12 protein-coding genes are annotated in these 15,597 nt (G+C 63.1%); 5 read left to right on the forward strand and 7 right to left on the reverse strand.

Going from position 1 to position 15,597, the window contains the following annotated elements; all coding sequences use genetic code 11:
* Window positions 1-262: 262 nt before the first annotated feature.
* The 3 genes from galE (at window position 263) to CIT25_RS26640 (ending at window position 4,398) form a co-directional block, all read left to right on the forward strand.
* Window positions 263-1,258: a UDP-glucose 4-epimerase GalE gene (gene galE, locus CIT25_RS26630; RefSeq protein WP_095488033.1), complete on the forward strand. Its 996-nt coding sequence runs from the start codon at window positions 263-265 to the stop codon at window positions 1,256-1,258.
* A gap of 61 nt (window positions 1,259-1,319) precedes the next feature.
* Window positions 1,320-2,570 (forward strand): D-amino acid dehydrogenase, encoded by a 1,251-nt coding sequence (locus tag CIT25_RS26635; RefSeq protein ID WP_095488035.1) that lies wholly within the window; start codon window positions 1,320-1,322, stop codon window positions 2,568-2,570.
* Window position 2,571: 1 nt separating this feature from the next.
* The gene (locus CIT25_RS26640; protein ID WP_095488037.1) at window positions 2,572-4,398 is read left to right on the forward strand and encodes an alanine racemase; all 1,827 of its coding nucleotides are present in this window, start codon (window positions 2,572-2,574) and stop codon (window positions 4,396-4,398) included.
* On the opposite strand, the gene CIT25_RS26645 is transcribed toward CIT25_RS26640, so the two are convergent.
* The 7 genes from CIT25_RS26645 to CIT25_RS26675 all read right to left on the reverse strand — a co-directional run bounded on the left by CIT25_RS26645 (window position 4,399) and on the right by CIT25_RS26675 (window position 11,532).
* A complete protein-coding gene (locus CIT25_RS26645) occupies window positions 4,399-5,769 on the reverse strand; it encodes an FGGY-family carbohydrate kinase (RefSeq protein WP_095488039.1) in 1,371 nt (456 codons plus the stop codon).
* Complete coding sequence (rhaM, locus tag CIT25_RS26650; protein WP_095488041.1) at window positions 5,766-6,083, reverse strand: L-rhamnose mutarotase; 318 nt, start codon at window positions 6,081-6,083, stop codon at window positions 5,766-5,768. The genes CIT25_RS26645 and rhaM overlap by 4 nt, the downstream gene beginning before the upstream one ends.
* Window positions 6,083-7,084 (reverse strand): ABC transporter permease, encoded by a 1,002-nt coding sequence (locus CIT25_RS26655; RefSeq protein WP_095488043.1) that lies wholly within the window; start codon window positions 7,082-7,084, stop codon window positions 6,083-6,085. The genes rhaM and CIT25_RS26655 overlap by 1 nt, the downstream gene beginning before the upstream one ends.
* The gene (locus CIT25_RS26660; RefSeq protein WP_095488045.1) at window positions 7,081-8,058 is read right to left on the reverse strand and encodes an ABC transporter permease; all 978 of its coding nucleotides are present in this window, start codon (window positions 8,056-8,058) and stop codon (window positions 7,081-7,083) included. The genes CIT25_RS26655 and CIT25_RS26660 overlap by 4 nt, the downstream gene beginning before the upstream one ends.
* Window positions 8,055-9,596, reverse strand: a complete 1,542-nt coding sequence (locus CIT25_RS26665) for a sugar ABC transporter ATP-binding protein (protein WP_095488047.1) — start codon at window positions 9,594-9,596, stop codon at window positions 8,055-8,057. Before CIT25_RS26665 ends, CIT25_RS26660 begins: the two co-directional genes overlap by 4 nt.
* Before the next feature lie 85 nt (window positions 9,597-9,681).
* Window positions 9,682-10,677: a rhamnose ABC transporter substrate-binding protein gene (rhaS, locus tag CIT25_RS26670; protein WP_095488049.1), complete on the reverse strand. Its 996-nt coding sequence runs from the start codon at window positions 10,675-10,677 to the stop codon at window positions 9,682-9,684.
* Between the two features lie 45 nt (window positions 10,678-10,722).
* Window positions 10,723-11,532, reverse strand: a complete 810-nt coding sequence (locus tag CIT25_RS26675) for a DeoR/GlpR family DNA-binding transcription regulator (protein WP_095488051.1) — start codon at window positions 11,530-11,532, stop codon at window positions 10,723-10,725.
* 212 nt (window positions 11,533-11,744) lie between these two features.
* On the opposite strand from CIT25_RS26675, the gene CIT25_RS26680 reads away from it, so the two are divergent.
* Both CIT25_RS26680 and rhaI read left to right on the forward strand, forming a co-directional pair.
* Window positions 11,745-13,847 carry a bifunctional rhamnulose-1-phosphate aldolase/short-chain dehydrogenase gene (locus CIT25_RS26680; protein WP_095488053.1) on the forward strand — a complete coding sequence of 701 codons (2,103 nt, stop codon included), beginning with the start codon at window positions 11,745-11,747 and terminating at the stop codon, window positions 13,845-13,847.
* A 165-nt stretch (window positions 13,848-14,012) separates the two neighbouring features.
* Window positions 14,013-15,305: an L-rhamnose catabolism isomerase gene (rhaI, locus tag CIT25_RS26685; RefSeq protein WP_167391093.1), complete on the forward strand. Its 1,293-nt coding sequence runs from the start codon at window positions 14,013-14,015 to the stop codon at window positions 15,303-15,305.
* Window positions 15,306-15,597: the final 292 nt, after the last annotated feature.

Below are 15,597 nucleotides of genomic sequence, written 5' to 3' on the forward strand. Positions count from 1 at the left end.
TTTTGCGTGGGATCATAATCATTGCCCTATTCGACGTCCACTTGGCCTTTTTGGTCAAAATGCCACGCCCCAAGCCTGTTCCTAACGGCCACGGATCATGGCCTATTCCCTTGATGTGGATCAATTTTGTTTCAGGACGATGCCATGCGCCGATGAGACTGGTTACCGCAGACACTAATGGTACTAATGGCCTAGTGGCAGCCTTTCCAGTAAGGCGGGTGTTGAGACAGTTTCCGATAAATCTTGAGCAGCGAGGACGCGGATGACGGTTTTGGTGACAGGCGGCGCCGGCTATATCGGCAGCCACATGGTCTGGGAGCTGCTGGACGCGGGCGAAAGCGTCGTCGTCCTCGACCGGCTTTCGACCGGCTTCGAGTGGGCGGTGGCGCCCGAGGCAAAGCTCGTCGTCGGCGATGTCGCCGACAAGGATCTGGTCGGCGGGATCATTCGCGACAACAAGGTCGACGCGATCATCCATTTCGCCGGCTCCATCGTGGTTCCCGAATCGGTCGCCGACCCGCTCGGCTATTACGAGAACAACACCTGCAAGACCCGCACGCTGATCGAGACCGCGGTGCGCGAAGGCGTGCCCAATTTCATCTTTTCCTCGACCGCCGCCGTCTATGGCGGCGCCGGGCTGGAGCCGGTGCGCGAGGATGCCCGACTTGCGCCGGAATCACCCTACGGCCTGTCCAAGCTGATGAGCGAATGGATGCTGCGTGACGCCGCAATCGCCCATGGCTTGCGCTATACGGCGTTGCGCTATTTCAACGTCGCCGGCGCCGATCCGAAGGGCCGCACCGGCCAGTCGACGCCGGGCGCCACGCATCTGATCAAGGTCGCCGCCGAGACGGCGATCGGCAAGCGTCCCTTCATGCAGGTGTTCGGCACCGACTATCCGACACCGGACGGCACCTGCATGCGCGACTACATCCATGTCAGCGATCTGGCGGCCGCGCATCGGCTGGCGCTGGAGCGGCTGCGCGCCGGCGGGACGAGCCTCGTCGCCAATTGCGGCTACAGCCACGGCTATTCGGTGCTTGAGGTGATCGACAGCGTGCGCCGCGTCTTTGGCCATGATTTCGAGGTGCGGATGGGCGAGCGCCGTCCGGGCGACGCCGCTGCGGTGGTTGCCAATTCGGAGTTGGCGCGCCGCGAGCTCGGCTGGACCCCGCAGCGCGACGACCTCGACCGGATCGTCGCCGACGCGCTGGCCTGGGAGCGCATTCTGACCAGCAAGAATTCGTCGCGGGGCTGAGACCGGGTTCTTAGGCTCGAAGCGTGGGCGCATTTGGCCGCGTGAGACTTTTGGGGGCGGCATGAGAATATTGGTGCTCGGAGCTGGCGTCGTCGGCACGGCGGCCGCCTACTATCTGGCGAGCGACGGCCACGAGGTGACCGTGATCGAGCGCCACCCTGCGGCGGCGCGCGGCACCAGCCAATCGAATGCCGGGCTGGTGTCGCCAGGCGACGCCACCGCCTGGGCCTCGCCCGCTGCGCTGAAGACGTTCCTGCGCGCGCTTTACAACCATGATCTCGGCATCAAGGTGCGGCTGCGCTTCGATCCCTATTTCTTTGCCTGGAGTCTGCGCTTCCTGCGCCAGTGCACGCAAGCGCGCTTGCGCGCCAACACCGACATCAAGCTGCGCCTTGCGCTCTATTCGCGCGACTGCATCAACGCCATCTCGGCCGACACCGGCATTCACTATGACGAGCGCAAGAAGGGCATTCTCTATTTCTTCCGCTCGCAGCAGAGTTTTGATAGCGGCACCGACAATTACCGCTATCTCGCCCAACACGGTCTGCCGATCGAGATCGTCGGCCGCGATCGGCTGGTCGAGCTCGAGCCCGGCCTTGCCGGGGCCAAGGACAGAATAGCCGGCGGCGTCTATTCGCCGATCGACCAGACCGGCGATTCCAGCCAATTCACCCAAAACCTCGCTGCCTATGCCGCCGAGAAACTCGGCGTTCAATTTCTCTACGGCACGTCAGTCGAAGGCCTCGACATCGAAGGCGATCGGATACGTGCGGTGATGACCTCGACCGGCCCGGTCGCCGGCGACGCCGTGGTCATATCGATGGGACCGGAAAGCGGGCTGCTCGGTCGCCGTTACGGCATCGATCTGCCGGTCTATCCGGTCAAGGGTTACACCGCGACCGTGCCGCTGGAGGACGAGAGCAAGGGGCCGACCATGGGCGGCGCCGATGAGGATCAGCTCATTGGCTATTCGCGGCTGGGCAATCGGCTGCGGCTTGCTTCGACCGCCGAATTCACCGGCTTCGACCGCACCCACAAGCCGAGCGATTTCGCCGCCATGTTCAGGACCGGCAAGGAGCTTTTCCCGGGTGCCTTCGATGAGAAAAAGGCCGAGCTCTGGGCCGGCTTGCGACCGATGATGCCGAACTCGGTGCCGGTCATCGGCCGGGCGCGCTACAGCAACCTCTACCTCGATACCGGCCACGGCCATGTCGGCTGGACCATGGCCTGCGGCTCCGGAAAATTCCTCGCCGATCTGGTCGCCGGCCGTAACCCGGAGATCGACCCGCAAGGGCTGGTCTACAGGGGCTAAAATGTCGGGACCGCAAGTCGCCATCGACCTTGGCCGCATCGAGCGCAATGCGCGCACCATCGTCGATCGCTGCGCCCTGTCCGGCATCAAGGTCTTCGGCGTCACCAAGGGCACTTGCGGTATGCCGCAGGTAGCCCGCGCCATGCTGCGCGGCGGCGTCGCCGGCATCGCCGAATCGCGCTTCGAAAACATCCGCCGGCTGCGCGACAGCGGCATCAATGCGCCGATCATGCTGCTGCGCAGCCCGCCGCTGGCGCGCATCGAGGAGGTGGTGCGCACCGTCGACATCAGCCTGCAGTCTGAACTCGCCGCCATCCGCGAGCTATCGCGCATCGCCGAGCGCATGGGCCGCGTTCACGACATCTTGCTGATGATCGATCTCGGCGATCTCAGGGAAGGCATCTGGCCGAACGATCTCGTGCCCACTGTCGAGCAGATACTAGCGCTCAGGGGCGTGCGTATCGCCGGCATCGGCACCAATCTTGGCTGCTTCGGCGCCATCATGCCGACCGAGGAAAATCTCGGGCAACTCGTCGCCCACGCCTACAAGACCGAGCGGCTGTCCAGTACAAGGCTCGACTGGATTTCCGGCGGAGCGTCATCGTCGCTGACGCTGCTGCTGGAAGGCAAGCTGCCCGCCGGCATCAACAATCTGCGCGTCGGCGAGGCGATATTGCAAGGCGGCGTCGAAACCTTCCGCGAGACGCCGTGGGCCGAACTCGAACCCGATGCCTGCCGCCTGACCAGCGACATCATCGAGGTCAAGCTAAAGCCGTCGCGGCCGATCGGCCAATCCGGCTACGACGCTTTCGGCAACCAGCCAGTGTTTCCCGACGAGGGCGACAGGTTGCGTGCCATCGCCAATATCGGCCGCGAGGACGTGTTGATCGAAGGGCTCACCCCGATCGCCAAGGGTGTGCGGGTGCTCGGCGCCTCCAGTGACCATCTGCTGCTCGACGTGACCGACGCCGAGCCGCCACCCGCCGTCGGCGACCGTGTCGCCTTCCGTATGAGCTATGGCGCCATGCTGCTGGCGATGACCTCGGAATATGTCGAAAAGGCCCCGATGCACGACATCAAGGATTTTTCCGGCCGCAAGATGGTGTCGATATCAGCCGAACCGGCTGCCGCCGGCATACTGGCCCGGGAAGCGACCGGCGCCCGGCTGGAGGCGATGAATTTCGATGTGGTCGAACTGGCCGATATCGAGCGGCCACCGTCCGGCCTGATCCGGCTAACCGCCGGTAGTGACCGGCGCGTCGCCCACAGAGCGCTGACGACGACCGCGCGGGCGACACACTCCTTCGGTTTGATATGGATAGATTCCATCGCCGCCTTGATGCCCGAGGGCGAGGACGGCATCGACCTGCCGGAACGTTCGGTGCTGGCGCGGGCGCTCGGTCTCGATCATAAGCCCGGTGCGCTGCAGCCGCAGCTGTCGCCGGAAAACGTCGTCATCGTCGGTTTGCGCCATGCCGATCCGGCCGAGGCTCGGGTACTGAAGGATTCGCGCGTCTCCGCCTTCACCATGACAGATATCGACGCCATGGGCATGCGCGACCTGATGCACGAGGCGATCCGCATCGCCACCTCCGGCACGCAGGGCTTCCATGTCAGCTATTCGCCTGAGGTGACCGAATTCGCCGGTTGGGCGGCTGGCTCCGGCGGCATCACTGTGCGCGAAACGCATCAGGCGATGGAGGCGATCGCGCTGTCCGGCGGGCTGTTGTCGATGGATGTTTCCGGCCTGACCGCCGATTTGGAATCGCGGATTGCGACAGACACCGTCAACTTCGTCATGTCGGCTTTCGGCAAGCGGATTTTGTGATCAGCCTCGCGCCTCGACCGCCGCACGCCACGAGCGCGCATAGTTTGCCCAGGCTGGACCGGCTGGCAGTTCGATCCTTTCGCCTTTGCCTTGGACCGTTCTTTGGTCGGACGCCAGCAAGGCAGCGCCGATGCTGGTGCCGGTCGCTGCCTCGGACGCAATGACGGCACGCGCCGTTGCTGCCGCCAGCATGCTGACAAAAAGCCGGTTGCGGGCGAATGGGCCTTCGACGATAGCAGGGCCGTCGGCGCCGATCAGATCGAGGCACGTCGCGGTCATCAGCGCCAGGTAGAAAGAGATGGCGGCAAAGCGCTGGCCGCTGTTGATGCCGTCGGCGTTGAGCCATGCGGCAGTGTGGTGCGGAAACGGCCCCGAACCCTGTTGCGTTGCCGGCAGCAGCAGAGCTGTCCTGGCGAACACCGCCTCAACATCCTCTTCGCTCCAGTCTTCCGGTTGACCTTCGGTCAGCAGCGAAAACTCGCGGCCGCCCATGAAGCGCGCCGACGGCACCGGATCGCCGAGCGCATTGACGTTGACCAATGTGTCGCGTGCCGGGTCGAGCGCGATCTTGTTGCCACCGACGGCCATCGACACCACCCAGGTGCCGGTCGAGACGACGGAGAAAGGCGGTCTGTCCGACAGGAGATGCGGCAGCAGCGAGGCGTTGGAATCGTGCAGACCGCAGAATACCGGCGTCTGCGGATCGAGCCCGGTTAGCTTGGCAAGGGCGGGCAAGATCGGGCCGAGGCGGTGCTTCGCCGGCCGCACCGTGGCCATCAGGCGGCGCCATTCCATTTTGTCGACCAGCGACGAAAAATCCGCTTTCCATGGGCTCCACAGATCCGTGTGGCAGCCAAGCGAGGTCACTTCATTGGCGGCGACACCGGTCAGCCGCAACGCCCAGTACTGCGGGTACATCAGGATCGCGGCGGCCTTGGCGAACTCCGCCGGGAAGCGCTTCTGCTGCCAGAACAACTGCGCGGCGAGATTGAGACCGACCGGCAGGCGCGGCGTGCCCGTCTCCGTGAAGGCCGGACGCATCGCGTCATAGTCCTTGGCGAGGGCGTCGGGCCCGGTGAATTCATAGTCGAGCACCGGCAGCGCCAGTTCACCGGCAGCGTCCACCAGCACGCCCGTCGCGCCGTGGGTGGTGATCGATATCGCGTCGATGCGCTGTTCGCGATTGATCCCGGCGAGGCTGTCGAGGATGAACGACCACAGAAGCTCGACATCGTGGTGTGGGTAGGGACCGTCGGCAACGGGCGCGTTCGCCATGCGGCGCAGCGCGACCTCGCGCATATCGGCGAGATCGACCAGCGCCACCTTGGCGTTGGTCTTGCCGATATCGATGACGGCAATGTGGCGGGTCATTCCATATGGAACATTGTTTCCAGCGGCACTGCCACCGGTTCGTTATCAGGCCTGGTCTCCATGATGTCGGCCATCTCGGCCCACCAACGCTGCATCACCGGGTGCTTCGGCAATTCGTCCATGCCATGGCCGTCACGCCGCCACAGCACGCCGAACAAGGTGTTGGTCTCTTCGTCGAGATGGATCGAATAATCGGAAACGCCGGCCTGTTTGAGCAGTGTGACCAGCGACGGCCAGATGTCGTCGTGGCGCCTTTTGTATTCGGCCTTCATGCCCGGATTGAGCTTCATCTTGAACGCGTATTTCTCGGGCATCAGGTGAAGCGCTCCCGCCGCACGCGCCGCCAGATGATCGGCAGCGCGATGACGATGATCAGCAGCAGGCCGATGAAGATCGACATGACGATGCCGGGCACGTTGAGCAGCCCCAAGCCGAAGGTCACCAGCCCCATGATGAAGGCGGCCAGCACCACGCCCACAATGCTGCCGGCGCCGCCCAGGATGCTGACGCCGCCGAGCACCACCATGGTGATGACCTCCAGTTCGTAGCCTTGCGCGATCGACGGCCGGGTCGAGCCGAGGCGCGAGGTGATCAGCACCGAGGCGATGCCCGCCATCAGGCCGGTCAGGCAAAACAGGATGAACTTGATGCGGCCGACGCGCACGCCGGAAAACTGCGCCGCAACCGGGTTGTTGCCAATGGCGAAGACGCGGCGGCCGAAGCTCGTCCGGTGCAGCAGGAACCAGTAGATGACGGCCGCGACGAGGAAAAGCGTCAGTTCGAACGACACCACCCACCAGACATAGCCCTGGCCGAAAAAGGCGAAGCTCGAGGGATAGCCCTTGTAGGCCTGGTCGCCGAGGACGATGAAGGCGATGCCACGAAACAGGCTCATCGTGCCGATGGTGACGACGATCGACGGCAATCCCAGCCTTGTGACGAGCAGCCCGTTGAAGGCGCCGCAGCCGAGCCCGACCAGGATGCCGATCGCCACCAGCACCGGCGTGCCGGCGCCAGCCTGCACCGCCATGCCCATCATCGTCGAAGCTAATGCAATGATGGCGGCGACCGATAGATCGATCTCGCCGGAAATGATCAGCAGCGCCATGGCGAGCGCGATCAGCGCCTTTTCGGTGAAGTTGAAGGTCAGGTCCGACAGCGACCACGCGTCGAGGAAATAGGGCGAGGCAAAGCTGTTGACGGCAAAGATGGCGACCGCCACGGCAACCAGCAGCGCCTCCCAGGAGAAGATCGCCGAAGTGAATGGCTTGTCGAGCCGGTCGGGAATGTGGCGTGGAGCAGGAGTGTCGGTCATGCCGCTTCCGCCTTTTTGAGGATGATGCGGCCTTGCCGGCGTTCACCGCGCGCGTTGAGCACCACGGCCAGGATGATGGCGCTGCCCGAAATTGCCATCTGCCAGAAGGGCGAGATGTTGATGACCGGCAGCGCGTTGGAGATGATGCCGAGGAACAGCGCACCGAGAACCGCGCCGCCGACCGAGCCGATGCCGCCGGCGATCGAGATGCCGCCGATGACGCAGGCGGCGATGATGTTGAGCTCGTAGCCATTGGCGACCTCGACCGAGGCGATGACGTAGCGCGAGATCCAGAGATAACCGCAGAGACCGCCGACCATCCCCGAGATACAGAAGACGATGAACTTGGTCCGGCCGACATCAATGCCGGCATAGACCGATGCCGTCGGGTTGACGCCGATGGCGTAGATCGAGCGGCCGAGCGCGGTGCGCGTCATCAAGAGAAAGAACAGGGCGATGACCAGTATGGCGATCCACGACAGGACGGGAATGCCGAGGAAAGCCGCGCGCTGCAGGCCGATGAAATCAGGGCTCATCTGGTCGGCATTGACCCAGGCGCCGCCTGAAATGACGAAGGTGGCGCCGCGGTAGATGGTGAGCGTCCCGAGCGTCACCACGATCGAGGGAATGTTCAGCCGCCACACCAAAAACCCGTTGATCGCGCCGAGCACCAGTCCGACTAGAAGTGCGATGACGATCAGCAGCGGGATCGGGATTGCCGGATGCGCGGCGTTCAGCATCGCCACCACCATGCCGGTGAAGCAGAGGTTCGAGGCCATCGACAGGTCGATCGAGCGGGTCAGGATCACCACCATCTGACCCAGCGCCAGGATCATCAGGATCGAGGTGTCGTTGAACACCTGGCGCAGATTGCCGGGAGCGGCAAAGCCCGGAAAGCGCATCGAGATCAGCCCGATCAGCAAGACGATGGCCGCGAGCAGCCAGACTTCGCGATACTTCAGAAAAGCCTTCATGCCGCGATCCCCGCTGCCGTCTTGACCAGCGTTTCCGCGTCGAGCCCCTTGTTGTCGTATACCGAAGCGATGCGCCCCTCGCGCATGACGACGACCCGGTCGGACATGCCGAGGATTTCGGGCAGTTCGGACGACACCATGATCACCGACAGGCCTTGCGCGACGAGCTCGGCCATAAAGCCGTGCACGGCCGCCTTGGAACCGATGTCGATGCCTTTGGTCGGCTCGTCGAGGATGATCACCTTCGGCGCGGTCGCCAGCCATTTGGCGATGACGATCTTCTGCTGGTTGCCGCCCGACAGCGTGCCGACGTCCTGGCTCAGCGAAGAGGCGCGCAGGTCGAGCCGCTCGGTGTAGGAGCGGGCCAGCGCGAACTCCTCCGCCAGCCGCAGCATGCCCGATTTGGATGTGCGCTTGAGTGAGGGCAGCGAGATATTCTGGAAGATCGGCAGGCCGATCACCACGCCTTGCTTGCCGCGTTCTTCCGGCACGTAGACGATGCCGGCGTCGATCGAATCCGCCGCCGATTTCGGCGCGATCTGTTTGCCTTCCAAGGCGATCGTGCCGCTGCTGGTGCGGGTGATGCCTGATATTGCCTGCATCACTTCGCTGCGGCCAGCGCCGACAAGGCCGTAGAAGCCGAGGATTTCGCCTCTGTGCAGCTCGAAGCCGATGTCGTCGAACTCGGTCGGATGCGACAGGCCGGAGACAGTGAGCACCGGCGCGCCGATCTCGGCCTTGCGTTGCGGAAAGATATGATCGACGGCGCGACCGACCATCATGCGCACGATCTGGCTCTGGCCGGCGTCCTTGATCAGGCCTTCGCCAACCATCTCGCCGTCGCGAAACACCGTATAGCGGTCGGCGATGCGGTAGATCTCGTCGAACTTGTGGCTGATGAACAGGATCGCCTTGCCTTCGCTCTTCAGGAATTCGACCAGCAAGAAGAGCTCCTCGATCTCCTTCAGCGAAAGCGCTGCGGTCGGCTCGTCCATGATGACGATCTGCGCATCGATCGACATGGCGCGGGCGACCGCCACTAGATGCTTGTTGGCGATGCCGAGATCCTTGAGGCGCGCGTCGGCGTCGATGTGGCCGGCACCCATGGTGTCCAGCACCTCGCGAGCATTCTTGCGCATGGTGCGCCAGTCGATCGTGCCGAAGCGCGACCGCGGCGCATGGCCGAGAAAGATGTTCTCGGCCACCGTCAGGTCGTCGAACAGCACGGTTTCCTGATGGATGGCGGTGATGCCGTGCCCGAAGGCGGCATGGGCGCTGGGCAGGGTGACGGCCTGGGCGTCGATACTGATGGTGCCTGCGTCGGGCTGGTAGATGCCGGTCATGATCTTGACCAGCGTCGACTTGCCGGCGCCGTTCTCGCCGATCAGCGCGGTGACTTGGCCGGGGTAGAGCGACAGGCTGACATCGTGCAGCGCGCGCACGCCGGGAAAACTCTTCGAAATGCCGGACAGGGTCAGGCGCGGAGCCGGAGCCAAAGGCTGCTCGGTCGTCGGGTTGAGTTGGGCTGTCGTGTCCATAGTCGTATCAAGCCCTGAAGCAAGGTTCGTTTGAAGGCGCGGCGGGACCTAAGGTCCCGCCGCACCGGCTTGAAGGGCTCCAGGATCAATAGATCTTGGAGAACTCTTCGATGTTCGACTTGTCGAACTTGAAGGGCGGAGCCATCGCGGCCGAGTTGGTATCGTCGAGCGTGACCTTGCCGACGCGGCCGATCGACAGCGTGGCACCCGGCTTGGCTTCCTCCTTCTTCACCGCCAAATCATGGGCGAGGTAGACGGCCGAGTAACCGAGGTCGATCGGGTTCCACAGCGCAACCGCTTGGCTGGCGCCATTGTCGATGAACTTCTTGAACTCCGACGGCAGCGCCAGGCCGGTGACGTTGACCTTGCCGATCAGGTTCGCGTCGGTCACCACCTGGGCGGCGGCGACAACGCCGACCGTGGTCGGTGCGATGATCGCCTTGAGGTTCGGATAGGACTTCAAAAGGCCCTTGGCCTCGTCCGTGCTCTTGGCCGAGTCGTCGTCGCCATAGACGGTGGCGACGACGTTGATCTTCGGGAATTTCTCCGGCAGCACCTTCTTGGCCGCGTCGATCCAGGCGTTCTGGTTGGTCGCGGTCGACGAAGCCGACAGGATGGCGACATCGCCGCCTTCCGGCAGGTAGTCGGCGGCAAGCTTGATGATGGTCTCGCCGATCAGGTTGGTGTCCGACGGGTTGAGGTGGAGCTGGCGGCCTTCCGGAGCGACGCCAGAATCCCACGAGATGACGGTGATCCCGCGATCCATCGCCTTCTTCAGCGCCGGAACCAGCGCGTCGGCGTCATTGGCCGAAATGGCGATGGCGTTGACCTTCTGGGCGATCAGCGAATTGATCACTTCGATCTGCGCTTCGGCGGTCGCCTTGGTCGGGCCGGTGTAGATGATGTCGACGCCGCCGAGTTCCTTGGCCGCCTCTTCGGCGCCCTTGTTGGCGGCATCGAAGAAGCCGTTGCCGAGCGACTTGACCACCAGCGCGATCTTGACGTTCTCGGCATAGGCGGCATTCACGAACATGGCGGCCGAAAACGCCGCCGTAACCATCAATTTCCTAAGAAAGCTCATCGAATATCCTCCCTTGAGCGTTGCATTCCATCGCCGCTGCGGGCCTCAGGCCTGCAGCGAAGATTCTTCCTTATTGCTTGCCGCTGTGCGGGCGACGATCAGCGTCACACCGGCGGCCTCCAACATCTTGGCCTCGCGATCCTCGATGCCGTCGTCGGTGATGACCGTGGCGATGCGCGACAGGCCGCACAGGATCAGGCTCGAGCGTTTGCGGAACTTCGACGAATCGACCAGCACCACCAGCTCGTCGGCCTGATCGATCAGTTTCTGCTCGGCCTGGATCAGCAGCGGATCGCCTTCCATCAGACCCAACGGCCCGAGCCCTTGCGCACCCATGAACATGCGGCGGGCATAGAAATTGCGCGTCACGTCATTGTCGAAGGGCGACAGGATGATGTTCTGCTCGCGGTAGATGGTGCCGCCCGACAGCATCACCGTGTTCTTGGAGTGCTTGAGCAGGTGCTCGGCGATCGGGAAGGAATTGGTGAAGATCGGCATGCGGCGGCCGGTCAGGAAATGCACCATCTGGAAGGTGGTGGTGCCGCCATTGATGATGATCGGCTCGCCTTCCTTGCACAACTCCACGGCTTCCCGCGCGATCGCCCGCTTCTGCGAAGCGTTGATCGTCTCGTTGACGGAAAAAGGCCGTCCGGCAAGGCCGATGAACTGCGGTGGCGAGATTGCCTCGGCGCCGCCGCGCACGCGGCGCAGGCGCTTTTGCACATGCAGCGCCGCGATGTCGCGCCGGATCGTCGCCTCGGACGAGTCCGTCAGGTCGACCATTTCCTGCACCGTCACCACAGGCTTTTCCTGGACGGCGGACAAAATGATCCTGTGGCGCTCTTTCTCGTGCATGGTTCCTCCCTGCCTGAGCATCTAGGCACCCAAAACGCGCAGTGTCAATCATTTCCGATCATATAATTCCATTGTGCAGTGCAATATGATCAATCTTGATCGTTTATGATTGACAATGCCGCCGCTTCCGAGGACATTCGACCAAAGCTGACCCGCTATGCGGTGGCTTGACCGCACCGTTTTGCGCGTCTCACGTCACGGGAGGATTACCTATGCTCGACAAGCGCTCCGGCACGCGCCTCGCCAATCTTTGGGATGAGGCGAAAGCCCAAGCAATGAGCGAGCCGGAACGTCTCGTCTATCGCTCGAATGTTCTCGGCTCCGACAAGCGCGTCACCAACTATGGCGGCGGCAACACCTCCTCCAAGATCTGGCAAAAGGATCCGCTTACCGGCGAGGACGTGGAAGTGCTATGGGTCAAGGGCTCGGGAGGCGACAGCGCCTCGATCAAGCTCGACGGCTTCGCCACTCTCTATATGGACAAGCTGCGCGCGTTGAAGGGCCTCTATCGCGGCGTCGAGCATGAGGACGAGATGGTCGGCTATCTGCCCCATTGCACGTTTAATCTTAACCCACGCGCGGCCTCGATCGACACGCCGCTGCACGCGTTCGTGCCGAAGCCCTATGTCGACCATATGCATCCCGACGCGATCATCGCCATCGCCGCCGCCAAGGATTCGCAAGCGCTGACCAAGGAGATCTTCGGCGACACGATCGGCTGGTTGCCATGGAAGCGTCCGGGCTTCGAGCTTGGCCTCTGGCTGGAAAAATTCTGCATCGAGAACCCCGAGGCCAAGGGTGTCGTGCTGGCGAGCCATGGCCTGTTCAGCTGGGGCGAGACGCCTCGGGAATGCTACGAGACGACGATCTCGGTGATCAACCAGGCGATCGACTGGTTCGAGCGCAAGTCTGAAGGCAAGCCGATCTTCGGTGGCGAAGTGGTCAAATCGCTCGACGCGCCGGCGCGTCGCGCCGTGGCGGCAAAGCTGATGCCGCGGATCCGCGGCCTGATCTCGGAGAAGAGCCACAAGCTTGGCCATTTTGACGATTCGCCTGCCGTGCTCGAATTCGTCAATTCGAAGGATTTGCGCCCACTGGCGGCCCTCGGCACATCCTGCCCCGACCATTTCCTGCGCACCAAGATCCGGCCGCTGGTCATCGAGTTCGATCCCAAGACCCCCGATGTCGATGCCGTCATCGCCCGTCTCCACGACGACGTGGCGGAGTATCGGGTTGGCTATCAGGCTTACTATGACAGGTGCAAGCATGCGGATTCGCCACCCGTGCGCGATCCGAATGCGGTGGTCTATCTGATGCCCGGCGTCGGCATGTTCACCTTCGCCGGCGACAAGGCGACGGCGCGCATATCGGGCGAGTTCTACGTCAACGCCATCAATGTCATGCGCGGCGCCTCGACGGTGTCGGCCTATGTCGGCCTGCCCGACCAGGAGGCTTTCGACATCGAATATTGGCTGCTCGAAGAGGCAAAGCTGCAGCGTCTGCCGAAGCCGAAAGCCTTGGCCGGCCAGATCGCGCTGGTCACCGGTGGCGCCGGCGGCATCGGCCGGGCGACGGCCAACCGGCTGCTGCGCGAAGGCGCCTGCGTCGTGCTGGCCGATATCGACGAAGCCGCCCTTGCCAGCGCCAATGGTGAGTTGGCCCAAGCTTATGGCAAGGATTTCGTGCGGCCGCTGGTCATCAATGTCACCGCTGAAGACCAGGTGATCTCCGGCTTCGCTGAGACCGCGGTCGAGTTCGGCGGCATCGATATTCTGGTGTCGAATGCCGGCCTGGCAACCTCTGCGCCGATCGAGGAGACGACGCTGGCGCTGTGGAACAAGAACATGGACATCTTGTCGACCGGCTATTTCCTCGTTTCGCGGGAAGCATTCCGGTTGTTCCGCGCGCAGAAGATCGGCGGCAACGTCGTCTTCGTCGCCTCCAAGAACGGCCTTGCAGCCTCGCCCAATGCCGCTGCCTATTGCACGGCCAAGGCCGCCGAGATCCATCTGGCGCGTTGCCTGGCGCTGGAGGGCGCGGAAGCGCAGATCAGGGTCAATGTCGTCAACCCGGACGCGGTGCTGCGCGGCTCGAAGATCTGGACCGGCGAGTGGAAGGAACAGCGCGCCGCCGCCTACAAGATGTCGACCGACGATCTCGAGGAGCATTATCGCTCGCGCTCGATGCTGAAGCGTTCGGTGTTCCCCGAAGACATCGCCGAGGCGATCTATTTCTTCGCCTCCGACATGTCGGCCAAGTCGACCGGCAACATCGTCAATGTCGACGCGGGCAACGCGCAGAGCTTTACGCGCTAATAGTTTGAAGGCGGCGCTGCCCCTCACCCTTACCCTCTCCCCGTGAAGAACGGGGAGGGGTCGCCAGCGGCGGAGCTTCACCTTCTCCCCGTCTCCATACGGGGAGAAGGTGCCGGCAGGCGGATGAGGGGCAGCGCCAACCGAACGCATTTGGGAGGAAACGCAGTGTCCGAAACCATCATCTCCGCCGATATCGTCGACAAGGACAATGCCGCGCGCGAAGCCGACCTCAAGCGCGATTATGGCTCGCTCGGCGAGCGCCTCGACCGCCGCGGCATCGCCATCGACTCTATCAGAGACAAGGTCGAAAAATTCGCCGTGGCGATCCCGTCCTGGGGCGTCGGCACCGGCGGCACTCGCTTTGCCCGCTTTCCCGGCGCCGGCGAGCCGCGCGACATTTTCGACAAGATCGAGGATTGCGCCGTCATCCGGCAGTTGACGCAGGCGACGCCGACCGTCTCGCTGCACATTCCGTGGGATAAGGCCGATCCGAACCGGCTGAAACAGGCGGCCTCCCGCTTCGGCCTCGGCTTCGACGCGATGAATTCGAACACGTTTTCCGACGCCCGAGACCAGGAGCTTTCCTACAAATTCGGCTCGCTGTCGAATGCCGATGCCGCAACGCGCCGGCAGGCGGTCGAGCACAATCTCGAATGCATCGAGATCGGCAAGACGCTGGGCTCCAAGGCACTGACGGTATGGATCGGCGACGGCTCGAATTTCCCCGGCCAGGTCAATTTCGCCAAGGCGTTCGAACGCTATCTCGACGCTATGAAGGAGATCTACGCTGGACTGCCGGACGACTGGAAGCTGTTCACCGAGCACAAGATGTACGAGCCGGCTTTCTATTCCACCGTCGTGCAGGATTGGGGCACCAACTACATCATCGCCAAAGAGCTCGGCGACAAGGCCTTCTGCCTGGTCGACCTCGGCCACCATGCGCCCAACGTCAACATTGAGATGATCGTGTCGCGGCTGATCCAGTTCAAGAAACTCGGCGGCTTCCATTTCAACGATTCGAAATATGGCGACGACGATCTCGACGCCGGCTCGATCGATCCTTATCGGCTGTTCCTCGTCTTCAACGAGCTGGTCGATGCGGAGCTTTCCGGTGCCGAAGGTTTTGATCCGGCCCACATGCTCGACCAGAGCCACAATGTCACCGATCCGATCGAAAGCCTGATGCTGTCGGCGGTCGAGGTGCAGCGCGCCTATGCGCAAGCGCTGCTGGTCGATCGCAAGGCACTGGAAGGCTATCAGGACGCTAACGACGCGCTGATGGCGACGCAGACGCTGAAAGCCGCCTATCGCACCGATGTCGAGCCGATCCTCGCCATGGCGCGGCTGAACACGGGCGGCGCCATCGATCCGGTTGCCGCCTACCGGGCGGCCGGCTACCGGGCCAAGGTCGCGGCGGAACGGCCGGCGGTTGCGGGTGGCAGCGGTGGGATTGTTTGATATTCGGGGTCGGTCTGAAAACGAAAACCCGCCTAATGCGGGTCGCGGCGCAAATCAGCACCGTAATTGAATTTGTAGCATAACTGTCGGCACAAAGCAAGAACAAAACGGCTGAAGCGTGAAGCATGGGGCTTGCCATCAACGCTGCGACACTGAGATGTTACGGCGTGGACCCTAGGGCGGAGCAGGAGCGAAGCGACGTCGCGGAGACCCTAGGTGTTTAGTCCCGGCATTTGATGGGTGGGATCGAGTCGGAACCGTTCGGGCTCTTTTGCCCAGATTTTGCAGATGA

It is taken from the genome of Mesorhizobium mediterraneum (assembly GCF_002284565.1).
Classification (GTDB): Bacteria; Pseudomonadota; Alphaproteobacteria; order Rhizobiales; family Rhizobiaceae; genus Mesorhizobium; species Mesorhizobium mediterraneum.

Bases quoted from the DNA above. Each gene is read 5' to 3' on its own strand.
- galE (WP_095488033.1), top strand. From the start codon at position 263: ATGACGGTTTTGGTGACAGGCGGCGCCGGCTATATCGGCAGCCACATG.
- CIT25_RS26635 (WP_095488035.1), top strand. From the start codon at position 1,320: ATGAGAATATTGGTGCTCGGAGCTGGCGTCGTCGGCACGGCGGCCGCC.
- CIT25_RS26640 (WP_095488037.1), top strand. From the start codon at position 2,572: ATGTCGGGACCGCAAGTCGCCATCGACCTTGGCCGCATCGAGCGCAAT.
- CIT25_RS26645 (WP_095488039.1), bottom strand. From the start codon at position 5,769: ATGACCCGCCACATTGCCGTCATCGATATCGGCAAGACCAACGCCAAG.
- rhaM (WP_095488041.1), bottom strand. From the start codon at position 6,083: ATGCCCGAGAAATACGCGTTCAAGATGAAGCTCAATCCGGGCATGAAG.
- CIT25_RS26655 (WP_095488043.1), bottom strand. From the start codon at position 7,084: ATGACCGACACTCCTGCTCCACGCCACATTCCCGACCGGCTCGACAAG.
- CIT25_RS26660 (WP_095488045.1), bottom strand. From the start codon at position 8,058: ATGAAGGCTTTTCTGAAGTATCGCGAAGTCTGGCTGCTCGCGGCCATC.
- CIT25_RS26665 (WP_095488047.1), bottom strand. From the start codon at position 9,596: ATGGACACGACAGCCCAACTCAACCCGACGACCGAGCAGCCTTTGGCT.
- rhaS (WP_095488049.1), bottom strand. From the start codon at position 10,677: ATGAGCTTTCTTAGGAAATTGATGGTTACGGCGGCGTTTTCGGCCGCC.
- CIT25_RS26675 (WP_095488051.1), bottom strand. From the start codon at position 11,532: ATGCACGAGAAAGAGCGCCACAGGATCATTTTGTCCGCCGTCCAGGAA.
- CIT25_RS26680 (WP_095488053.1), top strand. From the start codon at position 11,745: ATGCTCGACAAGCGCTCCGGCACGCGCCTCGCCAATCTTTGGGATGAG.